The sequence below is a fragment of the Granulicella sp. dw_53 genome, from assembly GCF_018449545.1.
GTDB lineage: Bacteria > Acidobacteriota > Terriglobia > Terriglobales > Acidobacteriaceae > Edaphobacter.
In genome coordinates, this window is record NZ_JAAVUR010000005.1 from 157294 (window position 1) to 179907 (window position 22614).

A 22614-nucleotide genomic window follows, 5' to 3' on the forward strand; every position below is an offset into this window, starting at 1 on the left:
CCTTTACCCCCCAACCGCTCGAAAGGAGCCTTCATCATGGAAAAGCGGCTACAGCGGCTCGCTCGTGGCATGGAAGATCATCTGCTCGTGCCAGAAGAGGCAGACCTCGTTCTCTCCGAAACTGCGGCGCTCGATACGCCGCTCGTCCTGCTGGACTCACTGCTCTTCGTTGTGTCGCCGATGCTGGAACGCATCATGTGCCGCGCCATCGAACGTGCCTACGCTCTGCGGAGTCTTACCCTCGGCTTGCAACTGGACAAGGCCCCGGCCTACGAACGGCATATCCGTCCCGCCATTGCTACGCAGAGCCGCGAGCTTCTGCTCAAGCTGCTCAACCTGGACTTGCAGACCCATCCGCCGCAAGCGGCCATCCTTGGTGTGACGCTCACGGCGGAGGCCGCACGTCCGCAGACGGCACAGCGCGGCCTCTTCCAGGCTCAGTTCCCGGAGCCGGACAAGCTCGACATCCTCTTGGCAAGGCTTCGTTCGATTGCCGGCGACCACAACGTGGGGGCAGCCGAGTTATGCAACAGTCACCGAGACGATGAGGTCACAATGACGGCCTTTCGTCCGAGTGTCCTTGCCGTTGGCTCGTCCCCATCGAAGCCGTCATGCCTTGCACTCCGCAGGTTTCGACCGGCTCAGCCCGTCCGTGTGTCATTGAAGAACGGAATGCCGTCGCTCCTTTTCTGGCAGGGCGGACGACTAGACCTCGCTGAAGTCAAAGGCCCTTGGCAGTCGAGCGGTTATTGGTGGGACGGCCGCAGATGGGAAGCCGACGAATGGGATGCCGTCGTCATGCAGCCGCTATATGCCTTGCGGCTCCGCTACGAACGCGCTCCGAAGGCATGGACTGTCGCAGGTGTGTATGACTGACGACTATGTGGAGTTCCACGCCCGCTCCGCGTTTTCCTTCCTTGAAGGAGCTTCGCTGCCCGAGGCTCTTGTGGCGCAGGCGGCCAAACTCGGAATGCCGGCTCTCGGTATCCTCGACCGCGACGGCCTCTATGGAGCGCCACGGCTCTACACGACCGCAAAGAAGCTGGGGCTGCGCTCCCACGTCGGGGCCGAGGTTTCTGTGAGCGATCTTGGCTTACAGGTGCAACCGGCAGAGTGGCAACCGCATACGATCCCTCAAAGACCGATACGGCTGAGCTTGCTTTGCGAATCGCAGACAGGCTATCGCAACCTTTCGCAGCTCATCACTGGCTACAAGCTCAGACAGAAGACAAAGGGTGAGGGCGTCGCTACTCTCCGCGAGATCGAAGAGAGGAGTGAAGGATTGGTTTGCTTGACCGGTGGCGACGAAGGACCGCTTGCCGCTGCTCTCGAACGCGGAGGGATGGAGGAAGGGAGGCGAGTTCTACGTTCACTCGTTCAGACCTTCGGCCCGAACAGTGTTTACGTCGAACTGCAACGCCATCGCATCCGCGAACAGGAGGCCCGCAACGATGCCGCATTCGCCCTCGCAGGTGAGTTTCATCTTCCAGTTCTCGCAACGAACGGCGTCAACATGGCGACTGCGTTCGAGCGAGAAGTACTTGATGTGCTGACGACGATTCGGCACCATACGTCGCTTGACGGCGCAGGCCTGCTCTTGCAGCACAACGCCAACCGTCACCTCCGGCGAGCGGAAGAGATGGCCTCGCTTTTCCGAGACATTCCCCAGGCCATCGCCGAGACACGCGAACTATCGTCGCGCCTCCAGTTCGAGATGAAGGACATGGGCTATCAGTTTCCGCTCTACCCGGTGGGCGACGGCGAAACGATGGACAGCTTTCTCTACAAAAGGACGATGGAGGGAGTGCTCAATCGCTACGGCGCAAAGAGCAGCCCAGCCTTCGCAAACATGCCGAGAAACAGGTCGAGCGTGAGCTTGCACTCATTGCAAAGTTGGGACTCGCTGGATACTTTCTCATCGTGTGGGACATCGTGGAGTTTTGCCGCGAGAACGGCATCCTCGTCCAGGGCCGAGGCTCCGCTGCTAACTCCGCCGTTTGCTATTCGCTGGGGATTACCGCAGTTGACCCCGTAGGGATGGAACTGCTCTTCGAGCGTTTTCTTTCCGAGGTGCGCGGCGAATGGCCGGACATCGACTTGGATCTTCCATCGGGAGAAGACCGGGAGAAAGCGATCCAGTATGTCTATACCCGGTACGGCCAGTTGGGAGCCGCGATGTGCGCCAACGTCATCACCTATCGCGGAAAGTCAGCAGCCCGCGAGGTTGGCAAATCGCTGGGCTTCGATGAAGACACACTGACTCGCCTTACTCGGCTCGTCAGTGCGTGGGAGTGGAAGGGCGCGACCGACACGATGCAGGAGCAGTTCCGCGTGGCAGGATTCGACCTTGCTCATCCTCGCATCGCCAAATACCTTGAGCTTTCGATTCGCATGCTCGACTTGCCCCGCCATCTGGGGCAGCACTCAGGAGGCATGATTATCGCGCAAGGCCAGCTCGCCTCCGTCGTCCCGATAGAACCGGCGAGTATGCCCGGTCGCAATGTCATCCAGTGGGACAAGGAAGATGTCAGCGACATGGGCCTCATAAAGGTAGACCTTCTCGGCCTCGGCATGATGACAGTCCTGAAAGACTGCACGAACCTGATCCCGCAGCACTACGGCAAGACGGTAGACATCGCGCAGATTCCGCACGACGACCGGCAGGTGTACGCCTCGCTCCGCAAGGCCGACACCATTGGGTTATTTCAGGTCGAGTCGCGGGCGCAGATGGCCTCGCTCCCTCGCAATAATCCCGACAAGTTCTACGACCTTGTGGTGCAGGTAGCTATCATCCGCCCCGGCCCCATCGTTGGCAAGATGATGAACCCTTACATGGAGCGGCGCCAGGGCAGACAGGAGATTACCTATCCGCATCCGCTTCTGGAGCCAGTGCTTCGACGGACTTTAGGTGTCCCACTCTTTCAAGAGCAGTTGCTTCGCATTGCCATGACCATCGCGGACTTCACTGGAGGTGAAGCCGAAGAGCTGCGTCGGGCGCTCGGAAGCCGCCGCTCCGCCGACAAGATGCGGGCGTTAGAGATCAAGCTGCGCTAGGGCATGGACAAGAATCAAGTCGGAATCTCAGCCCAGGAGGAAATCATCCAGTCGATCAGCTCATTCGCGCTATACGGCTTTCCCGAGTCCCACGCCGCCAGCTTCGCCCTCATCGCCTATGCGAGTGCGTGGCTCAAGCTTCATTATCTCGGAGCGTTCACCGCCGCCATCCTCAACAACCAGCCAATGGGCTTCTACTCCGCTGCTGTGCTCGTCAAAGACGCTCAGCGTCACGGACTTCGCGTGCGTCCCATCGACGTCATGCGGTCGAGCTGGCCCTGTACCTTGGAGCGCGAAGAAGACGGCTCGCTCTCGCTCCGTCTCGGCCTTCGCTTTGCCCGTGGCCTTCGAGAGACCGCCGCCGTAGAGCTTGAGACGGCAAGAACCCACCGAGCCTTCGCTTCCATCGAAGAGCTCGCGCGTCGGGTGTCGTCACTCACCCGCGCTGACCTGGCCACACTTGCCGAGGTTGGTGCGCTCAACTCGATTGGCGAAGGTTCGCATCGTCGCGATGCTCTCTGGCAAGTCCAAAGAGCGGGACGGCAGGCGGGGCCACTCCTTGAATCGTTGGACCAAGACGAGGAGCGAACTTCGCCCTTGCAGGCGATGAATCCCGAGGAGCGCATGGTTGCCGACTACGCCGGGACGGGGGTCACGGTGGGCCGTCACCCGATGGCGCATTGCCGCGACCAACTACGTAGCATGAACGTCTGCCGCGCTGACGACCTCCGTATGCTCCGTCACGGAGTCAAAGCCCGCATCGCAGGGTGCGTCATCGCTCGACAGCGACCCGGTACGGCCCACGGCTTCATCTTCCTTTCCATCGAAGAGGAGTCCGGCATCTCGAACGCGATCATCGACCCAGAGCTGTACGAACGGAATCGCTCACTGGTGACGTAAGCCCGCTTCCTGCTGGTCGAGGGGAAACTTCAAAACGTCGATCAGGTCATCCACATCCGAGCAATGCACATTGAAGAGCTGAATGTTACAGCAGCCCCAACACAGTCCCACGACTTCCACTAAATGAGCGAACACATGACATCGCCGGGTGACTCCCAGCCCCCGAAGGATTGGTGGTTGGAGAACGCCTGCCGCATCGCGGCCTTCCGATTGCGGCAATCGAAATACCTCAGCTCAAATACTGTTCCGCTGCGAGAGCAGGTGCGGGATAGCGTTGAGTTCGTTCGTATTGTCTGGGAAGAGATTGAGCGATCACTCCGCGATGAGGCATGATTGTCCAACTTTGGACACAATCCGTGCGCAGGCGAATTGTAGTTCTGGCAACAGAGCTACAACGGAATGTCATCAAATGATCGAGGGTATTCCTATGAGCGATAACCCCGAAGTGAAACAGCCGCTCGATTTGATTCACGTTCACCGATGCACCGGTTGCGGTACCCGGACGCATAGAAGTCGTCTGAACAGCGCGGATAACCATGTGGGTCTGTACGAATGTCCCCACCTGAGTTCTTCCAGATAAAGAATGTGCCATGGTTCGTCGCAACGCACGACGAGGTCCCTAAGTGGCGCGGGCAGATCATTGCTAACGAACGGCGGACGAGCCTAGATTCTCACCATGTCTCGGGCTACCGAAGTTAGCAAGGTGGTCCAACCGCGTAAAGCAAAGCCTCTAGTTATCGATGCGCTGAGATCGCGTCGTCAACAATCGACAACCATCTCACATCGATGTAAAAGAGGAGTCAGTGGCTATGGGGGACTACAAGAAAAGAGTGAGATAGGTTCGAAGGCCCGGAATGAGAAGGCCTTCGAACGTAGACAACAAGATCTATTACTATCTCCTAAGCACTTCTCTCTTAGTTGCCCGCTGCGATAAAGGTTAGGTTGTACTGGTCGTTCGATTTAAACGCACAGAAGAGGGTGACACCGCTTTGAGTCGAAAGATCCTGAACACAAGACGGTGCGCCAGCCATCAGGATGTTCCGATAAGAGACATTGGCAGGCGATGTTAAGGTAGATGGGCTCTGACCAGTCGTTTGAAAGAGTATGTGATACTGATCGTTTGATTGAAAAGTCACATACAGATTTGCCAAATTGTAGATAGAGAGATTCGGAGCACTCCCCATCAAGATGCCGGGATACGGCGTCTCGTTCCAAGTATTTGTATCAAACGAACCTTCCATTACAAGCATATGATTGCCCGCTTGGAAGCCGACGATAAGTTGACCTGCACCTTGCAAAATCGATGGGGCACTTGCAGTGGTGTAATTCGAAGATACTTGATGAATAGAGTAGATGGTTTGCCCGTCAGTCTGGGCGACCTGCACATGACCATTGCCATCCGTATAGGCGACGTAGTAGTAGTTTCCGAAAAAAGCTACCGAAACCGGTGTGCTGGAATAGACTGCGCCGGCGCCGTTCGACTGCTGCAACTGCAAGGAACCTGTGAAATTGACTCCGTCAGTTGAGTTAACCTGTTTGAGCGTTCCATCACTCGCATCGCGATAGAAAACATAAAGTGTATTTCCGCCATTGTTAAAGGGCGCGGGCGACGCGCCTACCAGGGCTGAGGGAATTTGAGTAGCGGCAGTGAAATTAACGCCATCTGACGCAGACGCAACATTAAGTAGCCCGGTACTTGCTGAACCATAAGTTAGATAAAGCCGTCCGTTAAATTTTGTCAGCGTAGGCGTGCCTCCCGTCACAAACTGAAGGTAACGAGTGGCTGGCTGTTGAAGTGTTTGCGCAGTGACGGGGCTCGTGAGCAGACCCGAAACTAGACCTACGAATAAGATGGATGCTGCTTTTAGGAACAGCTTTGGCAGAGAAGAGATTTGACTCAGCGGCATTGAAGTCTCCTGAAACCATTTGTTGTTTGAGATGAATGCTCCGTTTACAAAGCACCCGCCAAAGGTAACAATCAGTCAAGTTACCGTCAAGCCGATAGCTTGTTTAATTGCAAAAATTCACACACCTTTTTGGGACTTGGATAAGGGCACGCGCGTGTTTTTTTGTGAAATGACGTCGCTCTAAAACTTTTGTTCCTCGTGCGTTCTGTTTCAGCACGGGGGCATTCAGTGTGAATCTTTTTAGATTCCGGAGTATTCCTGACCCAAAGACTAGGCTGGTATCCGAATGAAGCGGCTTGAATTCAAGCTCCGAAGTATTCGCTGCCAGGCATTCGTTAATTGCCTCTTTTGAAAATGCATCATCACTGACTAAGCATCAGATTGGAGGTGGAAAACACGATTGTGTGGAGAGGTAATAAAGCCGATAGCCGAAACTTCTTGCGGTACGCGTTTCAGGAAAAAACTGTTCGGTTCTCAAAGAATAGCAGGATGTAAGCCATTCCCTGAACGATGGCCACTGCGACAACTTTTGATATCCGTCGGTGGTTTCAGGAAAGAGCCCCTTTGTTACCACAATCACGGTTGGGGGATTGCGAACCAAATCCATCAGAAACTGCCTTCGACGCTCCTCCAGAGCTATCGGGATGGAATTGTGAAACAGAAATTCGTCGTACATTTCTCCGGTTATCTGATATCGGTGAATATGCACCAGTGCTGCGATGCAGCCTTCAATAGTATCGATACATTGATAGGTAGCATCTTTCTTGGTTTGGTCTAGATCGCTCTCTAATTGAGCCAAGCCTGGCGGCGTTGTGAGGGGTCGCTTCAAGGAAGCGCCGACAAAAAGGGGAGCCAGAACGCAGCAATAGACTGCCAGGGATATCCCATAGACATATTTCCATCCTTTGGATTCGAGCATTCGGATCAGGAACAATGTCAACGACATGATGAGAGCGGCAACGAAAGGATAACGATGATAGTTGAAACCTCGTAATTGCAGAAGATAGCTTAGTGCCCCGGCGACGATTCCCCACATCGTGATGCGCTCCTCAACCGGATGATCGTGGAATAACCAATAACCGGAGATCACGCAAACTAACCAAATCGCTACCGACGGCGTGAAAAGAAGTCTGATAAGAGTATTCAGTGGCTGTTCGCCAAGTCTCGCATGATAGGGAATTTCTACGATGATCGTCTGCAGGAGGGAATGGATCGCCTGGTGGTACTGAAGAAACATTACCAACGCAGCGACGGGAAGAACGAATCCAACAATGGTCCACCTCAGGCAGGCCTTATAGCTGAACGTGTTGCGAAGTCGGATAATGGGGATCACAGTCAACAGAAAAACGACTGCTACGGGCTTGATGGTGCAGGCGAAGCCTATAGAGAGTCCATAGAAAAATGCTGTTCTTCTACCGCCGTGGCGTAAGGTCGAGATGACCGCGGCGATTGCAAGCAGAAGAAGTGCGGCGAGTGCTAGGTCTCGCTGTCCCAATTCCTCAAATCCATCCCTTGCATGAAACAGAGCGAAAAGACATCCCGCGCAGAAGCCCATGAACCGATTGCGTTGGCCTGCTATAAAGGACATCGCGACGGTGGTGGTGGCAAGTAAAAAACAGTCGTAGATCCGTATCCCTGTTTTATCAGATCCGAAAAAATGAAAGGTAATCCAATCGAGCAGATACGTACCCGGCAAGTTGATATCGTGAATCTGGCGGTATGGAGCGAGATGTCTCTCCATGGCAAGGAGAACATACCGAATGAGATTTGCATCGCCGATCATTGGCCAACCCCAGGTACGATAAAGCCAGATTCCAACGAAGATGGCAAACCAGCCAGCAACCAGGCCTCTCCTCAACATTTAATCTCCGATTTGATGATCCAACTCAAGCGGCGTTAATGTGATAACAAAGTAAGACATATGAAGCTTCATCAGAGCGCCGTGGTCTTTAATCCCTACGAAAGGACGAGCAGTGTGTATGGTCATCAGATCGAAAGAGGTAAACGATGAATATGCAGACTAGCGATTCGATTGGTGCTCTAAAACTCCTTCGAAGCAAAACGATATAGCATGCCAAGGAAGAAAGAGAAAGCAGCGAGGGAGTCCTTCCGTTCTGGATATACCCTCTTCATCCATTTAAGTAGGTAATTATGCACGACCTCGATTTTAACGCTAAACGTGTTCTCTCGGGGCTGCGCGGAAGTTATATTATCCAACTGTCGATCTTAATTCGCATCGTAACCGCTTAATTGTTTGTTGGTTCGACCGACTAGCGCGGGGTGATGGTGAGCTGTAGATCGATCGACCGTGCGAGCGAAGTTACGCTGCCAGCATCGGCTGCTGTCACCGTGATAATGTATGTTCCGGGTGGTGTCTTCGCCGGCAGTTTCCCATCACAAGCTTGCAGATTGAGACAGAGTCCAGTAATAAGCATGGACAGAAGCAGACGTCGCCGAGGGGTATGAGAACATCGACGCAGGTAGCCGAAGAGGCAGCAAAGTGGCATTAAGGGAAAGAGCATTCCAGACAGCAATAGATTGTGACGCGTATCGGTGTCGACCCGTGGTCGTTGCATACGGCCAACTTTGTTGCCGTAGCCTAATACGTCGCTTGTATTCAGGATAAGCTGGACTGTCTGGGCACCTTGTGAAAGAGGCTGAGAGGTTTGGGGCTTGAAGACGCATTGTGCGTGGTCAGGCACCGAACTACAGCCGAAGATGACGGCTTCCGCGAAACCGCCGTTTGGTGTCGCTGTAACGGTTAGCACTTCGTAGTCGCCGCTCGGAAGTGCGAGCGATGTCGAGGATATGGCGAGAGAGAAGTTGAAGTCATTCACCACCTCCGTGACCGGCGTTGAGGTTCCGGTGGCAAAAAAGCCAGTTGGATTCAGTGTTGCGGTGATCTGATGGCTTCCTGTGGATAGGCTCGTCGTGGTGAGCGTGGCGACGCCCGCCGCCACTGGCACGGTACCGAGGACACCGGATTGATCCGTAAACGTCATCGAACCCGTGGGAACTTGTCCCGGAAGAGCCGAAATCGCAGTAGCAACCAGTTTCACCGTTTGCCCCGCAGTTGAGGGGTTCGGAGACGCATTCAGACCAACACTGGTCGGGATGCCAGTTATTACGACAATGACCGGCCCGGAAGCGCTATCGCTATAGTTGGAAGTGCCGTTATAGGACGCACTAATGTTGTGGGTACCGGTGAGCAATGTCCCAGTCTCGAAGGTCGCTACGCCGTCTTTGCCGACATTGGCTGCTCCAATAGTTGTGGTCCCGTCTTTGAAGGTTACAAAGCCGGTGAGTGGGAGGCCCAGTTGAGCCACCAATACCTGAGCTGTAAAAATAATTGTCCGTCCCGGAGCTGCACTACTAGGGGATGCACTCAGGCTGGTTGTAGTATCGAGACCGATCACGTTCTCCGGAATGGAGTTCGATGTGCTTCCACCGTATTGCGTGCTTCCGCCGTAAACGGCGGTGATGTCGTATATCCCGCCGGTGAGCGTGGAAACGGTCGCCGCAGCGATACCATTTACATTAAGCGGCACCGTAGCTAGGACAGCTTCGCCCGCAGTGAACATCACATTTCCTGTCGGCACGGTATAAGCGGAACTCACGGATGCCGTCATGGTAATTGGCTGAAGCGCCTTGGCCGGATTCGGATAGACAGATTTAAGGACCGTGGCCGTTGGCGGGCCAGTGATGACCTCCTTGACCGTGTTGGAGATGCTGTTATCAAAGTTAAAATCTCCGGCATAGGTAGCAGTAAGATCGTGGGTGCCGACGAAGAGACCGGACGTGCTGAAAGTCGTGTCCGCACCACCATTCAGCGGTGCACTTCCCAACACGGTCGTCCCATCGAGAAAGACGATCATGCCAGTTGGAGCGTTACAGTTGCCTGCAATGATAGCGGTCAGCGTGACGCTTGATTCACTGGTCGCAGGATTCGGTACGGCGGCAAGTATGATCGGCGGGTGCGGACGAATCTCGTACACACCCATGTCGATTGTTCCACAGACAACACGCGCTTTGGCGTCAAGGTCTGATGGAGGAATATCGAGCGCGGTGATGAGGCCTGCTGCCACCACTGGCGAAGTAGGCTGAGTATGAAAGTCATTGGTGACATTCAAAAACTCCGGATCGATGGAGAGATTGCCACTGCCAATGATGCAACCACCGTCCTGAAACTGACTGACGTTGAAGATGTCATTGTTATTTAGCGTGATGGGCGAACTTGAGGCCTGAGGGTCCGCGCACCAAAGTCCTGAGTTTGCTCCAGCGAAGGGTGCATTGGCTACATAATTTGCATTGACGAAGACATTGTTTTCAACGACGGAAGGACCGAAACTATACACAAACTCTTGCGCCGTTCCTGGGCCGTAGATTGTATTGTTGATCTCCGTCACTGAAGGAAAGGGGGCCTGAAGGGAGCCGCCAAGATATACCTGAACCGCGGATACAGGGCCTTCATTGTTTTCGGTTGCGGTACTGACGTTATCGTAGATGAGATTCTGGACCAAGACGAGACTCGGTGGAGAGAACATCCCGGTCATAAAAAGGCCGGGATTGCTACACACGGAGCGATTGTTGCGAATCGTATTACTCCTGAACAGTATCTGAGAGTTTTCGCCTCCGATATTTACTCCCGCACCGCAGGCGGTCTGAGCGCCATTGGCAAGATTACTTACAACATTGTTCTCGATGGTATTTCCTATGACTCGGATGCTACCTGATCCTTTGAGGACGAGACCGTTGCCATCCCCCCCTGGAATATTAGTATTTCCTGTACCAATCGTATTTCGAATATCGTTTCCCTGAATCAAAGGGCCGCCCGTGTTGCTGAGCACAATGCCTGTTCCAATGTTATTCGTCAACACATTATTGCTGATTGTGGGAGATGCTCCCGAAATTGATATGCCACCGCTTGGTAGTGAGGAACCGATGCTGGAATGACCATTTTGAATGGTAAAGCCATTCAGCACTGCGGCGGCAGTTTCGTTCGTCGAGAAATTTACGACGGGTCCATCGGTTCTACCATTAATGATTGTCGACGTAGTTGATGTATCAGTGAAGCTCTTAGCCCCGCTTGTCAGAGTGATGGCTTTGCCGCGAAAATCGATGTTTTCGTTATAAGTTCCAGGCGAGACGAGAACGGTATCGCCTGAACGGGCAGCATTGATGCCATCCTGAATCGTAGAGGAGTCCTGCGGGACGTGGATCGTCTGTTGTCCGAAAACCGATCCTTCCCACCGGGTTGCAAGGACCAACAGCGCTAACCGATGAAGGAGATGCTTTGTTATAAGCATGCTAACGAAACCTCATCGGAGATGCGCTGCGATCTCAGTGGACTTCTGGCAAGAAATAGCAAAACGGGAAGATCGCCTCACTTTATCATTCAGAGTTTCGGAAGGCGAATCTCCAATTCAACCTGAGGATAGCCTATAGGACTGGTTGGAATCTATAACGTCGCGATCCGGGCCCGAAAATGCTGTAACCGAACATTATTATTTAATCACTTGACGGGAAATGCTTTGCCAATACAATTGGTCCTGCATTAGGCCTACTTCCAAAACGCCTATCTATGATAGGGCCTATCGCAAGTAGGTTAGCGATAAAGAATATGCTTGATTTTTCCCGGGTCTCACCCTCCTCCCGATGCTCACAGTCTATCGACATTTAGATTGACCGCTGCATCGCAACAGCTTAATTTCTTGAGGACAGAGATGAAGATTGTTCGTTTTTTACCTATGCTTCTTGGTGCGGTCACCTTAGCAACGGCGGCCCAGGCTCAAACTGTTAACTGGACCATTGACGGAAATAGACAAAGCGTAAATATAGGCGGGATCCCTGGTCGTACTGGAGTTGGAGCATCTGTATTTGGTCAGAACATGTATGTGGCCTTTACCCCTGCCAACGATCCCACCAATGATGGCTTTAATGACCAATACATGCACATATTGTCAACTAATGGGGCGCAGTTTACCAATGATCAACGGTTGAACATGATCAACGGAGCTGGCATCTCTGACGCAAATCCGTCGCTCACGACATCTGGGTCTACCCTGTACCTGGCTACTAACTCGCAGCAATCGGGGACGCGTGGTGGATTTACAGACGTTTTTCAGTCGGCAGATGGGATCAACTTCGCAGAAGCTCCTATACCGCCAATTTCTTACACCTTTACGGCGTATTCGCCGTCTCTGACAACTGACCCGGCAACTGGGGATGTCTATCTCGGGGTCACAAATGCTGCTGACCGTACACTCACCCTGTGCCGCCTACCAGCGAATGTTGGCTCCTGGACCTGCACAAATTTTCCTGGTCACACTCAGATGGGATACAACCCAGCTCTCGCATACTGGAACGGTGTACTGTACGTAGGCTTTACGCAGAATGCCAATTCACATAACTGCGATTTATTCACCTCCACGGACCATGGACAGACGATCCAGGAGAACACCAGCCTTGGGGGCGACCAATCCTCAAGTAATCCATCGCTCGCCGTATATAACAACGTCTTATATTATGGTTTCCGCTCGAATGATAGCGGTAATAACTTCATATATAAGTACTCGACCAACGGTGTCAATTTTTCAGGATCGCTTCAAACCAACAACACGAAAATGGGTGGTTCGCCCATGATGGTCAATGCTGCGGGGATTCCGTTCAACGGCAATCTATTGTGGAATTGGAACAGCGCCAATGACTCATCCAATTGGCTCTGGTGGGAAACAGCTCATTAGCCGTTCAGAACTGGCGGTCGTCCGGCCTTCTGGGCGGTCGCCAGTTCGCCCAACTTCCTTCGAGCGCCTATCAGACAAAGGAGTCTGCAGTGAGCAAAAGGTTCGCAATGGTGAAGTCGATCGTTCGTGTCTGCGTCATTAATGTCTGTTTCCTCTCCTGCGCGGGCATCGCTCAAACGCACATTCTGGGCAACTCATCTATTAGCGGACGGATCGCGCAATCCGACGGTAAACCCGTGATTGCTGAGGTCATCGCGTACGCACGACCGATAGTAAATGGTCGCAGGACACTTGTCGCGACTCGATCTGTCAATACTGATGCGAATGGACACTTTGAATGCTCATTTCTGCCAGCAGGACAGTATGTAATTGCAGTCCGTCCTCATTTGCCAGAAGGCTCGGTAGATTCAGCTGACCTAAACCGAGCAGTTGAGAGGGTTTTCTACCCAAACGCAACCAGTCTGGATGATGCCGAATTGATACGCCTCCAAGGTGGCCAAGAACAACCCGCGAATGTTGTTATCGCTTCAATCCAGCCGGCCAGTGTTGTAGGAGTGTTGCAAGAACATCCTCAGCAAGCGGTCATTCGTGTGTCGTCACATGGCGGAGGATATGATCTGGTCGATAACGTTTCTGTCGACTATGAACCAACTAGTGGAAAATTTAAGATTGCTGCTATCCCGCCAGGAAGCTATCTTGCGACAGCAGATTGGACGGATGGCGCTGTTCAGAAACATAGTGAGGGAACGTTTAGAGCAACCGGTGGGGCTACCGCTAAAGTTTTCATGAACGAAATTCACCGACATGTTCTTGAGGGCAGTCTCCATCTTGAGAACGACGATGCGCTTCGAAAGGTAGTAATGCCGACAACCTTGGTCTTGGACGGGACTGGTGACCATGCCGGTTGGACTCTTAGTGCCCCAGTTGCGCCAGACGGAGCATTCAGGTTTCAGTCAATCGCCGATGGTCAATATATCATCCACACGCCAGAGGGAGACAGCGCGTATGTAACAGGTGCAACTGTAGGAAGTAGACATAGCGCCGGCGAAAAGCTGCAAATAGTGGGCGATCTCGCGTCGGTCTCGATCCAGGTCGAACTAGGACAAACTCAGGCGAGTATAGTCGGCCAGCTCGATCCGAGCGATCTTGTGCCAAAGCAGTCGGGACTGACTTTGCTGGAGACGGACAGCGGTCGGCTTATGGCTAGAAAGCTTGATTTAAGTGGAAAATTCCAGTTTGAATTCCTGCCGCCCGGGGACTATTGTCTTTATGCTTGGTCTAACGTAGATATAGCGGAATACCGCGATTCCGAGTTTCTAAAATCCAACAGGAAGAACTGTGTCGAACTTTCTCTCAATAAAGAGACACACTTGACTAATATTGAGCCAACGTTGATCGAACTCCATTAGATAATTATCGGCTAGCCCAAAAGACGATCGCCCGATCTCTTTATAACTTTGATCTGCTATTTATGCCCTAGTGTGAGCACCTCACTGGCATTGAATTTCGTCATCATCCTGTAGGTACGCGCAGTTCATATTGGGTGCTCATGTTCTGAGCTTATGGCATTAATGGCTTGGATTTCTCGGGTGGATCAATCGTCTCAGCCGATATCTGGACTAATGACATTTCCATTCACTCGGGAACGAAGTTCAACCGTGAATACTGTCCGTTTTTAGAAACGGACGATCTGCAGATAACTTCCCGTACAACCGGGCTTAAGAATGTTTCAGCATATAGAGTTGTAAGCGCAATTTTGTGTCGATCTTTTTAAGCAAAAAAAGCCTCTGGACAATAAGGGGGTGCCAACTCTACGATTACTTCATACTTCCTAATTGAGCTTTACGGGACGGTGGGACGCCGTTAAGTAGTTTTCATTTGAATGGAGACGCTTCAGGCGGCACTGCCGACAAGAGATTTTGATATTCGGGCCGTGTCATTACTCCCGGGAGTTCAATTTAGAAGAGCGAGAACCAGACGAAACAATGCATTATGACTGCGATAGGTTCCTGGCCGCGCTCGCAGCCCGCATCAAAGAGCTGCGAAAAGAACGAGGATGGACCCAAATTCAGATGGTGCGCGACTTTGGCTACCACCTCTCCCATTGGCAGAACATTGAATCGGGGCGCAAGATGTCACTCGAAACGATGTTGCGAGTCGCGAATACGTTTGACATAGACCTCGATGAGTTGCTCGTAAGCATCGAACGACGCAAAGGGATTGGGTTCGGCTCCAGAGGTTACTATCTGCAGGCGATCATCCCAAAGAAGAAGAGACCCTAACTACAACGGAGGGACCTTCATGGAAAAAGGTCTCTTTCTCTTCTCCGAGAGCTTATTGAACACATCCCAGTATTCGATTGCCGTGCCGTATCATGCTGTTCAACACTAGTGGCCCGTGGTGGGCGAAGCTGCTTGCATCTATGCACACGGGATTTAGGCTACCATGCTTCGCTATTCTGAGAGATGAAACGTGCTCAGTAGATAGTGACCTGTTAAGCGAATGGGCAGCATAGGTGGCGGATTGATAGGTGCATCAATCGATGAAAGTTGTCCCACCACTGGCCGAATCGAACAATATAAAATTCGATGATGTGCGCGTTAAGTCTGTATTTTGATCCGGTATGGAAATGTCGCGGGATAGAACTCATCTGGTTAGCAAACGTCCAAACAAAGACGCGTCGCCGTCGTTCATAAATGCGCAAAAATCCACAGACGGAGTTTCATTTTGGATGTAACACAGTCGTCTATGTTGTCACTGAGATTGATCCAATCCTTCCGATCCGTCATTCTAACTATCGGAGTTTTCACCGTCTCCTTGTTTATGAATGCTCAGGCGGCGCCTACGGCTTCTCGCATAGGCGATCTTCAAGTCGGGGCTGCATTTAATCTCGCAGTTCCAGACTATGGTTCGAATCTTCTGCGCGGAGTCGGAATATATGCAACAGTCGACATTCGTCGTCATTGGGGAGTCGAAGGTGCTTTCCATCAGCTCAATGACACTGATTCCAAAGTGGGAATCTATGAACGAACGTTCGAAGTGGGTCCCCGATACGTCCTACATTTCGACCGCTTGAGCCCTTATGCAAAGTTCATGATCGGTCGCGGAGTCTTTCAGTTTCCTCCTGATTCGAGACATCCCGAAAATGGATCCGTCGCAAATCTAGCCTATAACATGTGGGCGGGTGGTATCGGTGCTGATTATCACCTTGGTCCCTCTACTAATTTGCGTCTGGATTATGAACTTCAAAACTGGAATGCATTTCCTCCCCATGGCTTAAATCCACAGGTATTGAGCATCGGAGTGGCATATCGCTTTCATTGATGTCGCGACCCGCATGATCTTCGCTTGATCAGTCGCGGAGGTTTATTCGTATGGAACAGGCTTTCTGTTCCAACGGCTATCGCAGCAACTCGCCGGTATCGACGAGCAGCACGTCTTCGCCCGCCATGCTAATTTCTCCATCGCCTACTGCGGAGAATAGCGGAGGGAGGGTCTCCACATCGCTCTGAAAGTTACTTAGACCCACGCCCACCAAACGATAGAGCTGTTGGGGACCGAGGTCGACGCGACGACAGAGCGTCAACGCGATGGTCGCGAACTCTTCGCAAGACGACACCGGCGCCGTGACGGTCAGGCTTCGCGTCAGGGATCTGAATTCCTTGGTCTTCAACTTGAGGCCAACCGTCTTCGCTCCACGAGCGTTGTCGCGTGAAGCAGACCATACCTTTTCAGCCAGGTGTCGAATGTGAACTTCGCATTGCTCCAGAGGAAGATCTTTGGCGAAAGTGTCCTCTGCCGAGATTTGTTTACGCATCCGGTTGGAAACCACCGGGTTGTGGTCGATCCCGCGTGCCAACTCGTGGAGACGCGAACCATAGCGTCCGAAGTGTTCTTCGAGAGTAGACATCTCCATCGCATAGATGTCCCCGACGGTCTTGATGCCCACCTGGGCCATTCGGTTCTCCGTGACCTTGCCCACGCCGGGAATCCGGTCTACCGTAAGCGGAAGCAGGAATGCCTGGACCTCGTGCGGCTGAATCACGAATTGGCCATTCGGTTTCTTCCAGTCGGAGGCGATCTTTGCGAGGAACTTATTTGGTGCCACGCCAGCCGAGGCGGTGAGGTTCAGTTCGTCCCATATCTGCCGTCGAATCGCCTTTGCCACCAGTGTTGCAGTCGGCAACCTCAACTTGTTTTCGGTCACATCGAGATACGCCTCATCGAGCGAGAGTGGCTCGATGGCATCGGTATGGCGTTGAAAGATCTCGCGCACGGCCTGCGAGGCGGCTTTGTAGCGTGTGAAGTCGGGAGGAACAAAGATGGCTTCCGGACAAAGACGTTCGGCATGGACCGCAGGCATGGCAGAACGTACCCCGTACCGCCGAGCTTCGTACGAAGCCGCGCAGACGACTGACCGCTTGCCCTTCCATGCGACCACCACCGGTTTGCCTCGTAAAGACGGGTCGTCACGCTGCTCGACAGACGCATAGAACGCATCCATATCGACGTGCACGATCTTCCGGGAACCCATAACGGAATGCGTGTCTCTGATAGACGTATCGATTTCTTCAGGCATGGCAGAGCTCACAGGAACCGTAATGTTCGGAGAACGTCTCCCATTCGAGAATGCCGGCAAACGCCGAATTGTGAAGATTGATCAAGTCGCCAGGTTTAAGAAAGGCGAAGTCAGCGGGACGTGCTTCCGCAAAGGCCCGGAGAAGAGTCGTTCCCTCGGAACAGGGTAAGTTCTCGTCCATCGGAAACAACACCCCAAGCCTGTCGGCTAGGCCGTCATTTGAAACTCGTTGCGCCATCTGCTCTCCGTAGGAACCTCGCGACCATTGTTTCATGTTCGCCTTGCATTCGCCTACCCGATTCTATCTCTCGGCATGGTCGGAAGGCTCGGAGGAAGGGTCGTCTTGCTGAAATCTTTGGCCGGGAGGAGTTGCACTCCTCGCCTGTCTCCAGCCGCTGCGCGTCTTCCGCCCCCCTCCTCAGCGGGACGTTCCTTCCCGCAGCGCCCTCCCTGTAATTCCTGTGCACTGACGCGCACGAGAAATTGAGGCAACATGACAAAGAATTTTGGCTCGGCCCAGCTCGGGGACACAAAGTGAAAGTACGGATTGTTCAGGCTTGCAAAAGAAACGAGGGCTATTCAGGAATACGAAGGCGATCAATAATCCTCGATGGCGAATTTGAAAAGACTTTAAAAGAAACTCCTGAATACCGACCTGGTGGGGCGCTTGCGGTGGCTGTGATCAGGCTGGATAAAGGCCAAAGTGTGAGAGAATTGCCTTCCTCAAATGAAGTTTTAACCGACTGACACACGTTTTTTTGCATCGAAGGAAGGCTCAGTTCGGCCTAACCCTTACCGTCAAGGCCGCGACTCAGAGCAGGATTGAGTGGTATGTGCAGTTGAAGCTTGGTAAGCCACATTGTGCTCCGTAACTACCAGTTGTTCACGCGGAGAATCTCAAAGAAAACCGAGCGAAATGGAATTTCGAACGTCTGTCTTTAGAGGTACAAATTTCATTAATAGAAGGCCTAATTGCCACATTTACGGAAAATGAGTGTTCTCCTGCTCAGCTGCGGGCTCACATATGCACAGCGCAATGTGCCAGATTCCACTGACCACAAAGTGGAGTTTGTTACGGTAGAAACCGGAGTAAAGCTGGAGGTTCTGGATTGGGGTGGAACAGGACGTCCAGTTGTTCTTCTCGCAGGTTTGGGTGATGACGCGCACGTCTTCGATAAGTTTGCGCCCAAGCTGACTGACAAATATCACGTTTATGGAATCACCCGGCGAGGTTTTGGCGCTTCGGACACACCACCTGTGATTGAAGGAAGTTATGCGGCGAATCGGTTAGGTGACGATGTGATTGCGGTATTAGACGAATTGAAGCTTAGCCGACCAGTCGTGGCAGGGCATTCAATCGCAGGAGAGGAGCTGAGTTCTATCTGTAGTCGATATCCGGACCGAGTCGCAGGTCTAATCTACCTAGATGCTGGCTATCAGTATGCGCTATTCGTCGCCACGCAGAGGGACTGGACGATTGACGGAAACGAATTAAAGAGGAAGATCGATGCGATTGGGAAAGCGACGACTCCGCAGGAGCAGCGAGCGCTCGTAACAGAGCTGATAAAATCAGATCTCCCTCTATATGCGGAGGACATGACTGTAAGGCTCAAGAGGCTGCAGGACATTCCTGATCGACCCGTTCCTCCAGAGGCGCAGACCAAAAGTCGAGCCTTCGTAATTCCATCTGCTGTTGTGGCGGGAGAGCGCCGATACACGCAAATTCGCTGTCCAGTGCTGGCCATCTTTGCTGATCCGCACCACATCGTCCCGGCGGTGCCTGCTGATCCGAAAGGAGACGCGGAGTTTGCGGCGAGGGATTTAGCAAAAGTGCAGGCCCAATCGAAGGCGTTCGAGTCGCTCGGATCGAATGTTCATGTCGTTAGAATTCCTGATGCTGATCATTATGTTTTCTCTTCGAATGAGTCAGATGTGCTCAAAGAGATCAACGCCTTTATTGCGACCCTCCCATAAAGGGTAGACCCGACATTGTGTCACACAGTCATCTAAGCGAACGGCAACATTCAACTTGAAGTCTGGAGAACCCGCGGGTGCCGTCCAAGCACACGATCGAAGTCACGCAGTTTGTGGATGCGAACGAGCTGAGCCCTGAGTACGTGGAGAAGCCATACTTCGTGGTTCCCGAACCGGATAGCGTCGAGGCCTTCGCAGTCGCACGGAAGGCTCTGATGAAGACCGGCAAGGTCGCGATCGGAAAGATCTCGTTCAGTTACTCGAGCCGTATGTAGACGGTCCCCCCTTCGGCTCCCGCCTCGCTTCCGATGGTTTCAGAGCTCCAGATTCACACCCAATATCAGTATCAATCCAGTCCGCCAGCCTCGCGTGGTCCCGAGAGCCGTAAATTACGGAAAGATGCGAATGGAATTGGCAGTTCAATCCGTCTGTTTTTTTCGCTCGACTTTCTTCTTAGGCGCGGCCTTCTTGCGCGGTCTGCCACCGGGATCGGGAACGTAGGCCTCTACATCCTTCCGGCTGACAAACGTCTTTCCCCCAAATTTCAAAGTCCGAAGCCGGCCACGGAGCAATAGACTCCCTATTGCCTGCCTCGATACGCCACGCAGGCGGGCGGCCTCAGACGCACTAATCCAGTCGTCGGGGTTTTCTCTCTCAAAACCTATTGACACTGACAATATGTTTTGTTATTCTCCTTATGAGTTTAGTCACGGTTTAACTATAGCTGCGACGACGCACCTGTGTGCGCCGATGCAAACCCTTGTTTTCAAAACAGCTCTCTATCTCTGGAGGTCTGCCATGAAATGGGACTTTCGTCATCACCTGCTGCTGCAGATTGAAATGCTGCGCGGCGGCATATCGTGCGAGGAGTTCAGCGAAAGGCTCGGCGAGATGACCGAGCGCCGCCTGGCTCGCTACGTGGCCGGTAAAACCCACCTACAAGATAGCGAATTTAGGCTGATCGCTAAGGCCCTCAGCATCGACGCCCAAACACTCGCGCAAGCCTGGGCATCCTCTCTCGGTCTGCGTGTCTTCAACACCGATGCCGTGAGCCAGATGGTCCAACGGGCCTATTGTCGGTGGCGCCAACATTCACGTATCTCCGGTGTCCCTTCCAGCCCGTCTCCTATGGCCATTATTCGAGCCAGGTATGCCGATCGGCTTCCGATGAAGACTCCTCCTCTCCGGTTTGGTGCTCACTTTCGTAGCCGTAGTAGAAAGGACGCCCGGGAAAATCGGGCACGATTCGCGCGTGCTTACGAGATGCTCGTCGACTCTGTGCATGGTGGCTTGGCCTCTCGGGAGATCGGAGCGATGCGCGGAATCAGCGGTGAGCGAGCGAGACAACTCATGGTTTGCGCCGCTTACATATGGGCGAGTAGCGAACGGATCGACCTCTCCGACAGATCTGTCCCTTTCAAAAATGAGGCGAAGTTCGTGAAAAATCTCTACGCGGGGTTGAGGTTCTTCGCCCAACAACGATTCTATGACCTCGCTGCTGAGGCCTTGGCGAAGGGACCAGTCGTCGACGGAGACCAGATTCCATGAAGAAACAGACGGATGCTGCTGCTTTGGAACAGTACAGAAAAGAACATGATCGTTGTCTCGGCATCGCTACGATCGAGTTTCGAACGGAGAAGGGCCTGTCTCAAAGCGAAGTCGCGAAGCGAGCACTAGTTTCCGTTCTGTGGATCCAAAGGCTGGAGACAAATGAACTCCACACAGACTACACAATACGTAGGCTGGACCAGGTTGCCGGTGCCTTGGGGATCGAGCTCTATGACTTGTATAAACGCGTGAGTGAGATGATGGGGCCACCACCCTGGCTGAAAGGGGAAGGTACGCAAAACGATGAGTAACCCGAAACGTGCTGTGCTGGTGATCGATGAGGCCGAAGGAAAACGAATCCGCCAGTTGTCTTTGGCAGAGCCTTACCCAAGGTCCCAGGATATCTATCTAACCGTCGAGTTTGACGATGAGACGGAAATCTTGATTGAGGTGGGGTGTCGTCCGTGGTTTGGTATCACACATCTTGCCCGTGACGCACATGGGGAACTAGAGCCAGTGAAACAACCGTTGCGTGGATCAATCCGTTCGCTCACAAAACAAAAGAGCGGTCAGTGACCCCAGCGGCCGACCAACGCTCTTAGCGAAAGAGCACGAGTTTCTACGTTGATAAGTCCGGCACCGCGGCTGTTCCCGGGTGAATGCTTGCAGCTTGCCTAAGTAGATCAGTGGCCCCACAAATCCAGGCGTTACGAACGCTCAGGACTATTGTCTTTAGGGCAGGGAATCGAAGAGTTCTTTGGTCCTGACTGAAAGGGCCAGGGCCAATTTCACTATATTTTCAAGGGCCACGTTGCGCTCGCCTCGCTCGACTCCGCCGACGTAATTTCTGTGCAGACCTGCACGTTCCGCAAGTTCCTCCTGAGAGTAACCGCGCTGTTCGCGTAAAGCTCGGAGTGCTTTCCCGAAAATGGATTTCGTCGAGGGCTTAGGCACACCATAATATTTTTCTCTTGACCACTATGAGTCTACACACTATGAGTACATAGGCTTTTTCTGACGAATCAGCCTATGTACTCGCCCAAAAACATTGCCGGAAGAGGTGACCTATTAAATCCTTAACTTCAGTTTTGACCCAGGTGCAGCATTGGATGAAGGTTGCCTACGATTACGATCCATTGCTGTACTGGCACAGCTTGCATGTGGCGAGCTTCGCAGCGCCATTCACTGCGTACCTTGGATACCCTCCTCAAGATCAATATCGAATCGTTCAGGCCTCGCTATTGCACGATCTCGGAAAGATCTATATCCCGCATTCGCTCCTGAACAAGCCTGCACCTTTATCCGCAAGGGAGTTTGGAGAGGTGCAGCGTCACCCCGAGATCGGCTACGCGCTGCTCGCAGAAGAGGTACAGGACGATCTGATCCTCGACGTAGTGCTACATCACCACGAGCGCCTGGACGGTTCGGGCTACCCGGATCGGCTCCGGGGAACGGAGATCTCCGACTCAGTGAGGTTGGTTACCATCTGCGATATCTACGCCGCCATGACGGAGGTTCGTCCTTATCGAGCGCAGTTGTCGGCTCAGAAAGCATTCCAGACGATGTGGAGTATGACCGACGGCATCGATTCGATGCTACTAGATGTATTTAAGGATTCCCAGATCTGGAAAGAGCGCGAGCCGAAGCTGGCGGAACTATGCCCCATCGATTATAAGCGCGCGAACTAATCGGACAGTGATCGATGGTTATGCGGGATCCGCTATAAATACACTGCAATCGAGAAGCGGATTTGAGGCTGGCCCGCGTCCTGCGAGACCTCTGTGCTCTTCCACTTCACTTCCCAACAAAGCTTCTGCAGAGAATTCCGTAAGGCATTTCTTATCGATAGTTCGTTTTTAGTGTCGAATCGTTTGTGAGACGTTGACGAATTCCTGAATAGGAGAAAAGA

The 22614-nt window shown here is 52.9% G+C and carries 20 protein-coding genes and 1 pseudogene; 15 read left to right on the forward strand and 6 right to left on the reverse strand.

All coding sequences use genetic code 11. The features are described from left to right. Positions 1 to 36 precede the first annotated feature (36 nt). The 5 genes and pseudogenes from HB393_RS09740 (at position 37) to HB393_RS09750 (ending at position 4287) form a co-directional block, all read left to right on the forward strand. Positions 37 to 876, forward strand: coding sequence for a hypothetical protein (locus HB393_RS09740; protein ID WP_213804977.1), 840 nt, complete (start codon positions 37 to 39; stop codon positions 874 to 876). Further along, positions 869 to 1363, forward strand: a pseudogene (locus HB393_RS25660) (PHP domain-containing protein); the annotation flags it as partial. The gene HB393_RS09740 and the pseudogene HB393_RS25660, both read left to right, overlap by 8 nt. A 329-nt stretch (positions 1364 to 1692) precedes the next feature. Next, positions 1693 to 3054 carry a hypothetical protein gene (locus HB393_RS25665; protein WP_345945140.1) on the forward strand — a complete coding sequence of 454 codons (1362 nt, stop codon included), beginning with the start codon at positions 1693 to 1695 and terminating at the stop codon, positions 3052 to 3054. A gap of 3 nt (positions 3055 to 3057) precedes the next feature. Continuing rightward, on the forward strand, positions 3058 to 3954 hold the full coding sequence (locus HB393_RS25670; RefSeq protein WP_345945120.1) for a hypothetical protein: 897 nt from the start codon (positions 3058 to 3060) through the stop codon (positions 3952 to 3954). A 123-nt stretch (positions 3955 to 4077) separates the two neighbouring features. Beyond that, positions 4078 to 4287 (forward strand): hypothetical protein, encoded by a 210-nt coding sequence (locus tag HB393_RS09750; protein ID WP_213804978.1) that lies wholly within the window; start codon positions 4078 to 4080, stop codon positions 4285 to 4287. Positions 4288 to 4868: 581 nt separating this feature from the next. Here the strand turns inward: HB393_RS09750 and HB393_RS09755 are convergent. From HB393_RS09755 to HB393_RS09765, 3 genes are all read right to left on the reverse strand, one after another. Then, positions 4869 to 5861, reverse strand: a complete 993-nt coding sequence (locus HB393_RS09755) for a sialidase family protein (RefSeq protein WP_213804979.1) — start codon at positions 5859 to 5861, stop codon at positions 4869 to 4871. Between the two features lie 376 nt (positions 5862 to 6237). Further along, positions 6238 to 7722 (reverse strand): hypothetical protein, encoded by a 1485-nt coding sequence (locus HB393_RS09760; RefSeq protein ID WP_213804980.1) that lies wholly within the window; start codon positions 7720 to 7722, stop codon positions 6238 to 6240. Between the two features lie 409 nt (positions 7723 to 8131). Then, positions 8132 to 11167 (reverse strand): Ig-like domain repeat protein, encoded by a 3036-nt coding sequence (locus HB393_RS09765; protein ID WP_213804981.1) that lies wholly within the window; start codon positions 11165 to 11167, stop codon positions 8132 to 8134. A 417-nt stretch (positions 11168 to 11584) separates the two neighbouring features. On the opposite strand from HB393_RS09765, the gene HB393_RS09770 reads away from it, so the two are divergent. The 4 genes from HB393_RS09770 (at position 11585) to HB393_RS09785 (ending at position 15928) form a co-directional block, all read left to right on the forward strand. Further along, entirely contained in the window at positions 11585 to 12604 is a 1020-nt protein-coding gene (locus tag HB393_RS09770; protein ID WP_213804982.1) for a hypothetical protein, read from the forward strand. A 107-nt stretch (positions 12605 to 12711) separates the two neighbouring features. Further along, positions 12712 to 14013, forward strand: coding sequence for a carboxypeptidase-like regulatory domain-containing protein (locus tag HB393_RS09775; protein ID WP_213804983.1), 1302 nt, complete (start codon positions 12712 to 12714; stop codon positions 14011 to 14013). 576 nt (positions 14014 to 14589) lie between these two features. Further along, positions 14590 to 14886 (forward strand): helix-turn-helix transcriptional regulator, encoded by a 297-nt coding sequence (locus tag HB393_RS09780; RefSeq protein ID WP_213804984.1) that lies wholly within the window; start codon positions 14590 to 14592, stop codon positions 14884 to 14886. A 445-nt stretch (positions 14887 to 15331) separates the two neighbouring features. Next, entirely contained in the window at positions 15332 to 15928 is a 597-nt protein-coding gene (locus tag HB393_RS09785; protein ID WP_213804985.1) for an outer membrane beta-barrel protein, read from the forward strand. Positions 15929 to 16004: 76 nt separating this feature from the next. Here the strand turns inward: HB393_RS09785 and dinB are convergent, their stop codons facing one another. Next, a complete protein-coding gene (gene dinB / locus HB393_RS09790; RefSeq protein ID WP_213804986.1) occupies positions 16005 to 17138 on the reverse strand; it encodes a DNA polymerase IV in 1134 nt (377 codons plus the stop codon). Between the two features lie 37 nt (positions 17139 to 17175). Then, positions 17176 to 17421, reverse strand: a complete 246-nt coding sequence (locus HB393_RS09795; RefSeq protein WP_213804987.1) for a hypothetical protein — start codon at positions 17419 to 17421, stop codon at positions 17176 to 17178. A 734-nt stretch (positions 17422 to 18155) separates the two neighbouring features. On the opposite strand from HB393_RS09795, the gene HB393_RS09800 reads away from it, so the two are divergent. The 5 genes from HB393_RS09800 (at position 18156) to HB393_RS09825 (ending at position 21281) form a co-directional block, all read left to right on the forward strand. Then, a complete protein-coding gene (locus HB393_RS09800; protein WP_213804988.1) occupies positions 18156 to 19157 on the forward strand; it encodes an alpha/beta hydrolase in 1002 nt (333 codons plus the stop codon). Between the two features lie 77 nt (positions 19158 to 19234). Then, entirely contained in the window at positions 19235 to 19432 is a 198-nt protein-coding gene (locus HB393_RS09805; protein ID WP_345945121.1) for a Ku protein, read from the forward strand. A gap of 523 nt (positions 19433 to 19955) precedes the next feature. After that, a complete protein-coding gene (locus HB393_RS09815; RefSeq protein ID WP_213804990.1) occupies positions 19956 to 20705 on the forward strand; it encodes a hypothetical protein in 750 nt (249 codons plus the stop codon). Further along, positions 20702 to 21016 carry a helix-turn-helix transcriptional regulator gene (locus tag HB393_RS09820; protein ID WP_213804991.1) on the forward strand — a complete coding sequence of 105 codons (315 nt, stop codon included), beginning with the start codon at positions 20702 to 20704 and terminating at the stop codon, positions 21014 to 21016. Before HB393_RS09815 ends, HB393_RS09820 begins: the two co-directional genes overlap by 4 nt. Further along, a complete protein-coding gene (locus HB393_RS09825) occupies positions 21009 to 21281 on the forward strand; it encodes a hypothetical protein (RefSeq protein ID WP_213804992.1) in 273 nt (90 codons plus the stop codon). The genes HB393_RS09820 and HB393_RS09825 overlap by 8 nt, the downstream gene beginning before the upstream one ends. Before the next feature lie 156 nt (positions 21282 to 21437). Here HB393_RS09825 and HB393_RS09830 read toward each other — a convergent pair whose 3' ends face one another. Continuing rightward, the gene (locus HB393_RS09830) at positions 21438 to 21659 is read right to left on the reverse strand and encodes a helix-turn-helix domain-containing protein (protein ID WP_213804993.1); all 222 of its coding nucleotides are present in this window, start codon (positions 21657 to 21659) and stop codon (positions 21438 to 21440) included. A 155-nt stretch (positions 21660 to 21814) separates the two neighbouring features. On the opposite strand from HB393_RS09830, the gene HB393_RS09835 reads away from it, so the two are divergent. Further along, positions 21815 to 22393 (forward strand): HD domain-containing phosphohydrolase, encoded by a 579-nt coding sequence (locus tag HB393_RS09835; RefSeq protein ID WP_213804994.1) that lies wholly within the window; start codon positions 21815 to 21817, stop codon positions 22391 to 22393. Positions 22394 to 22614: the final 221 nt, after the last annotated feature.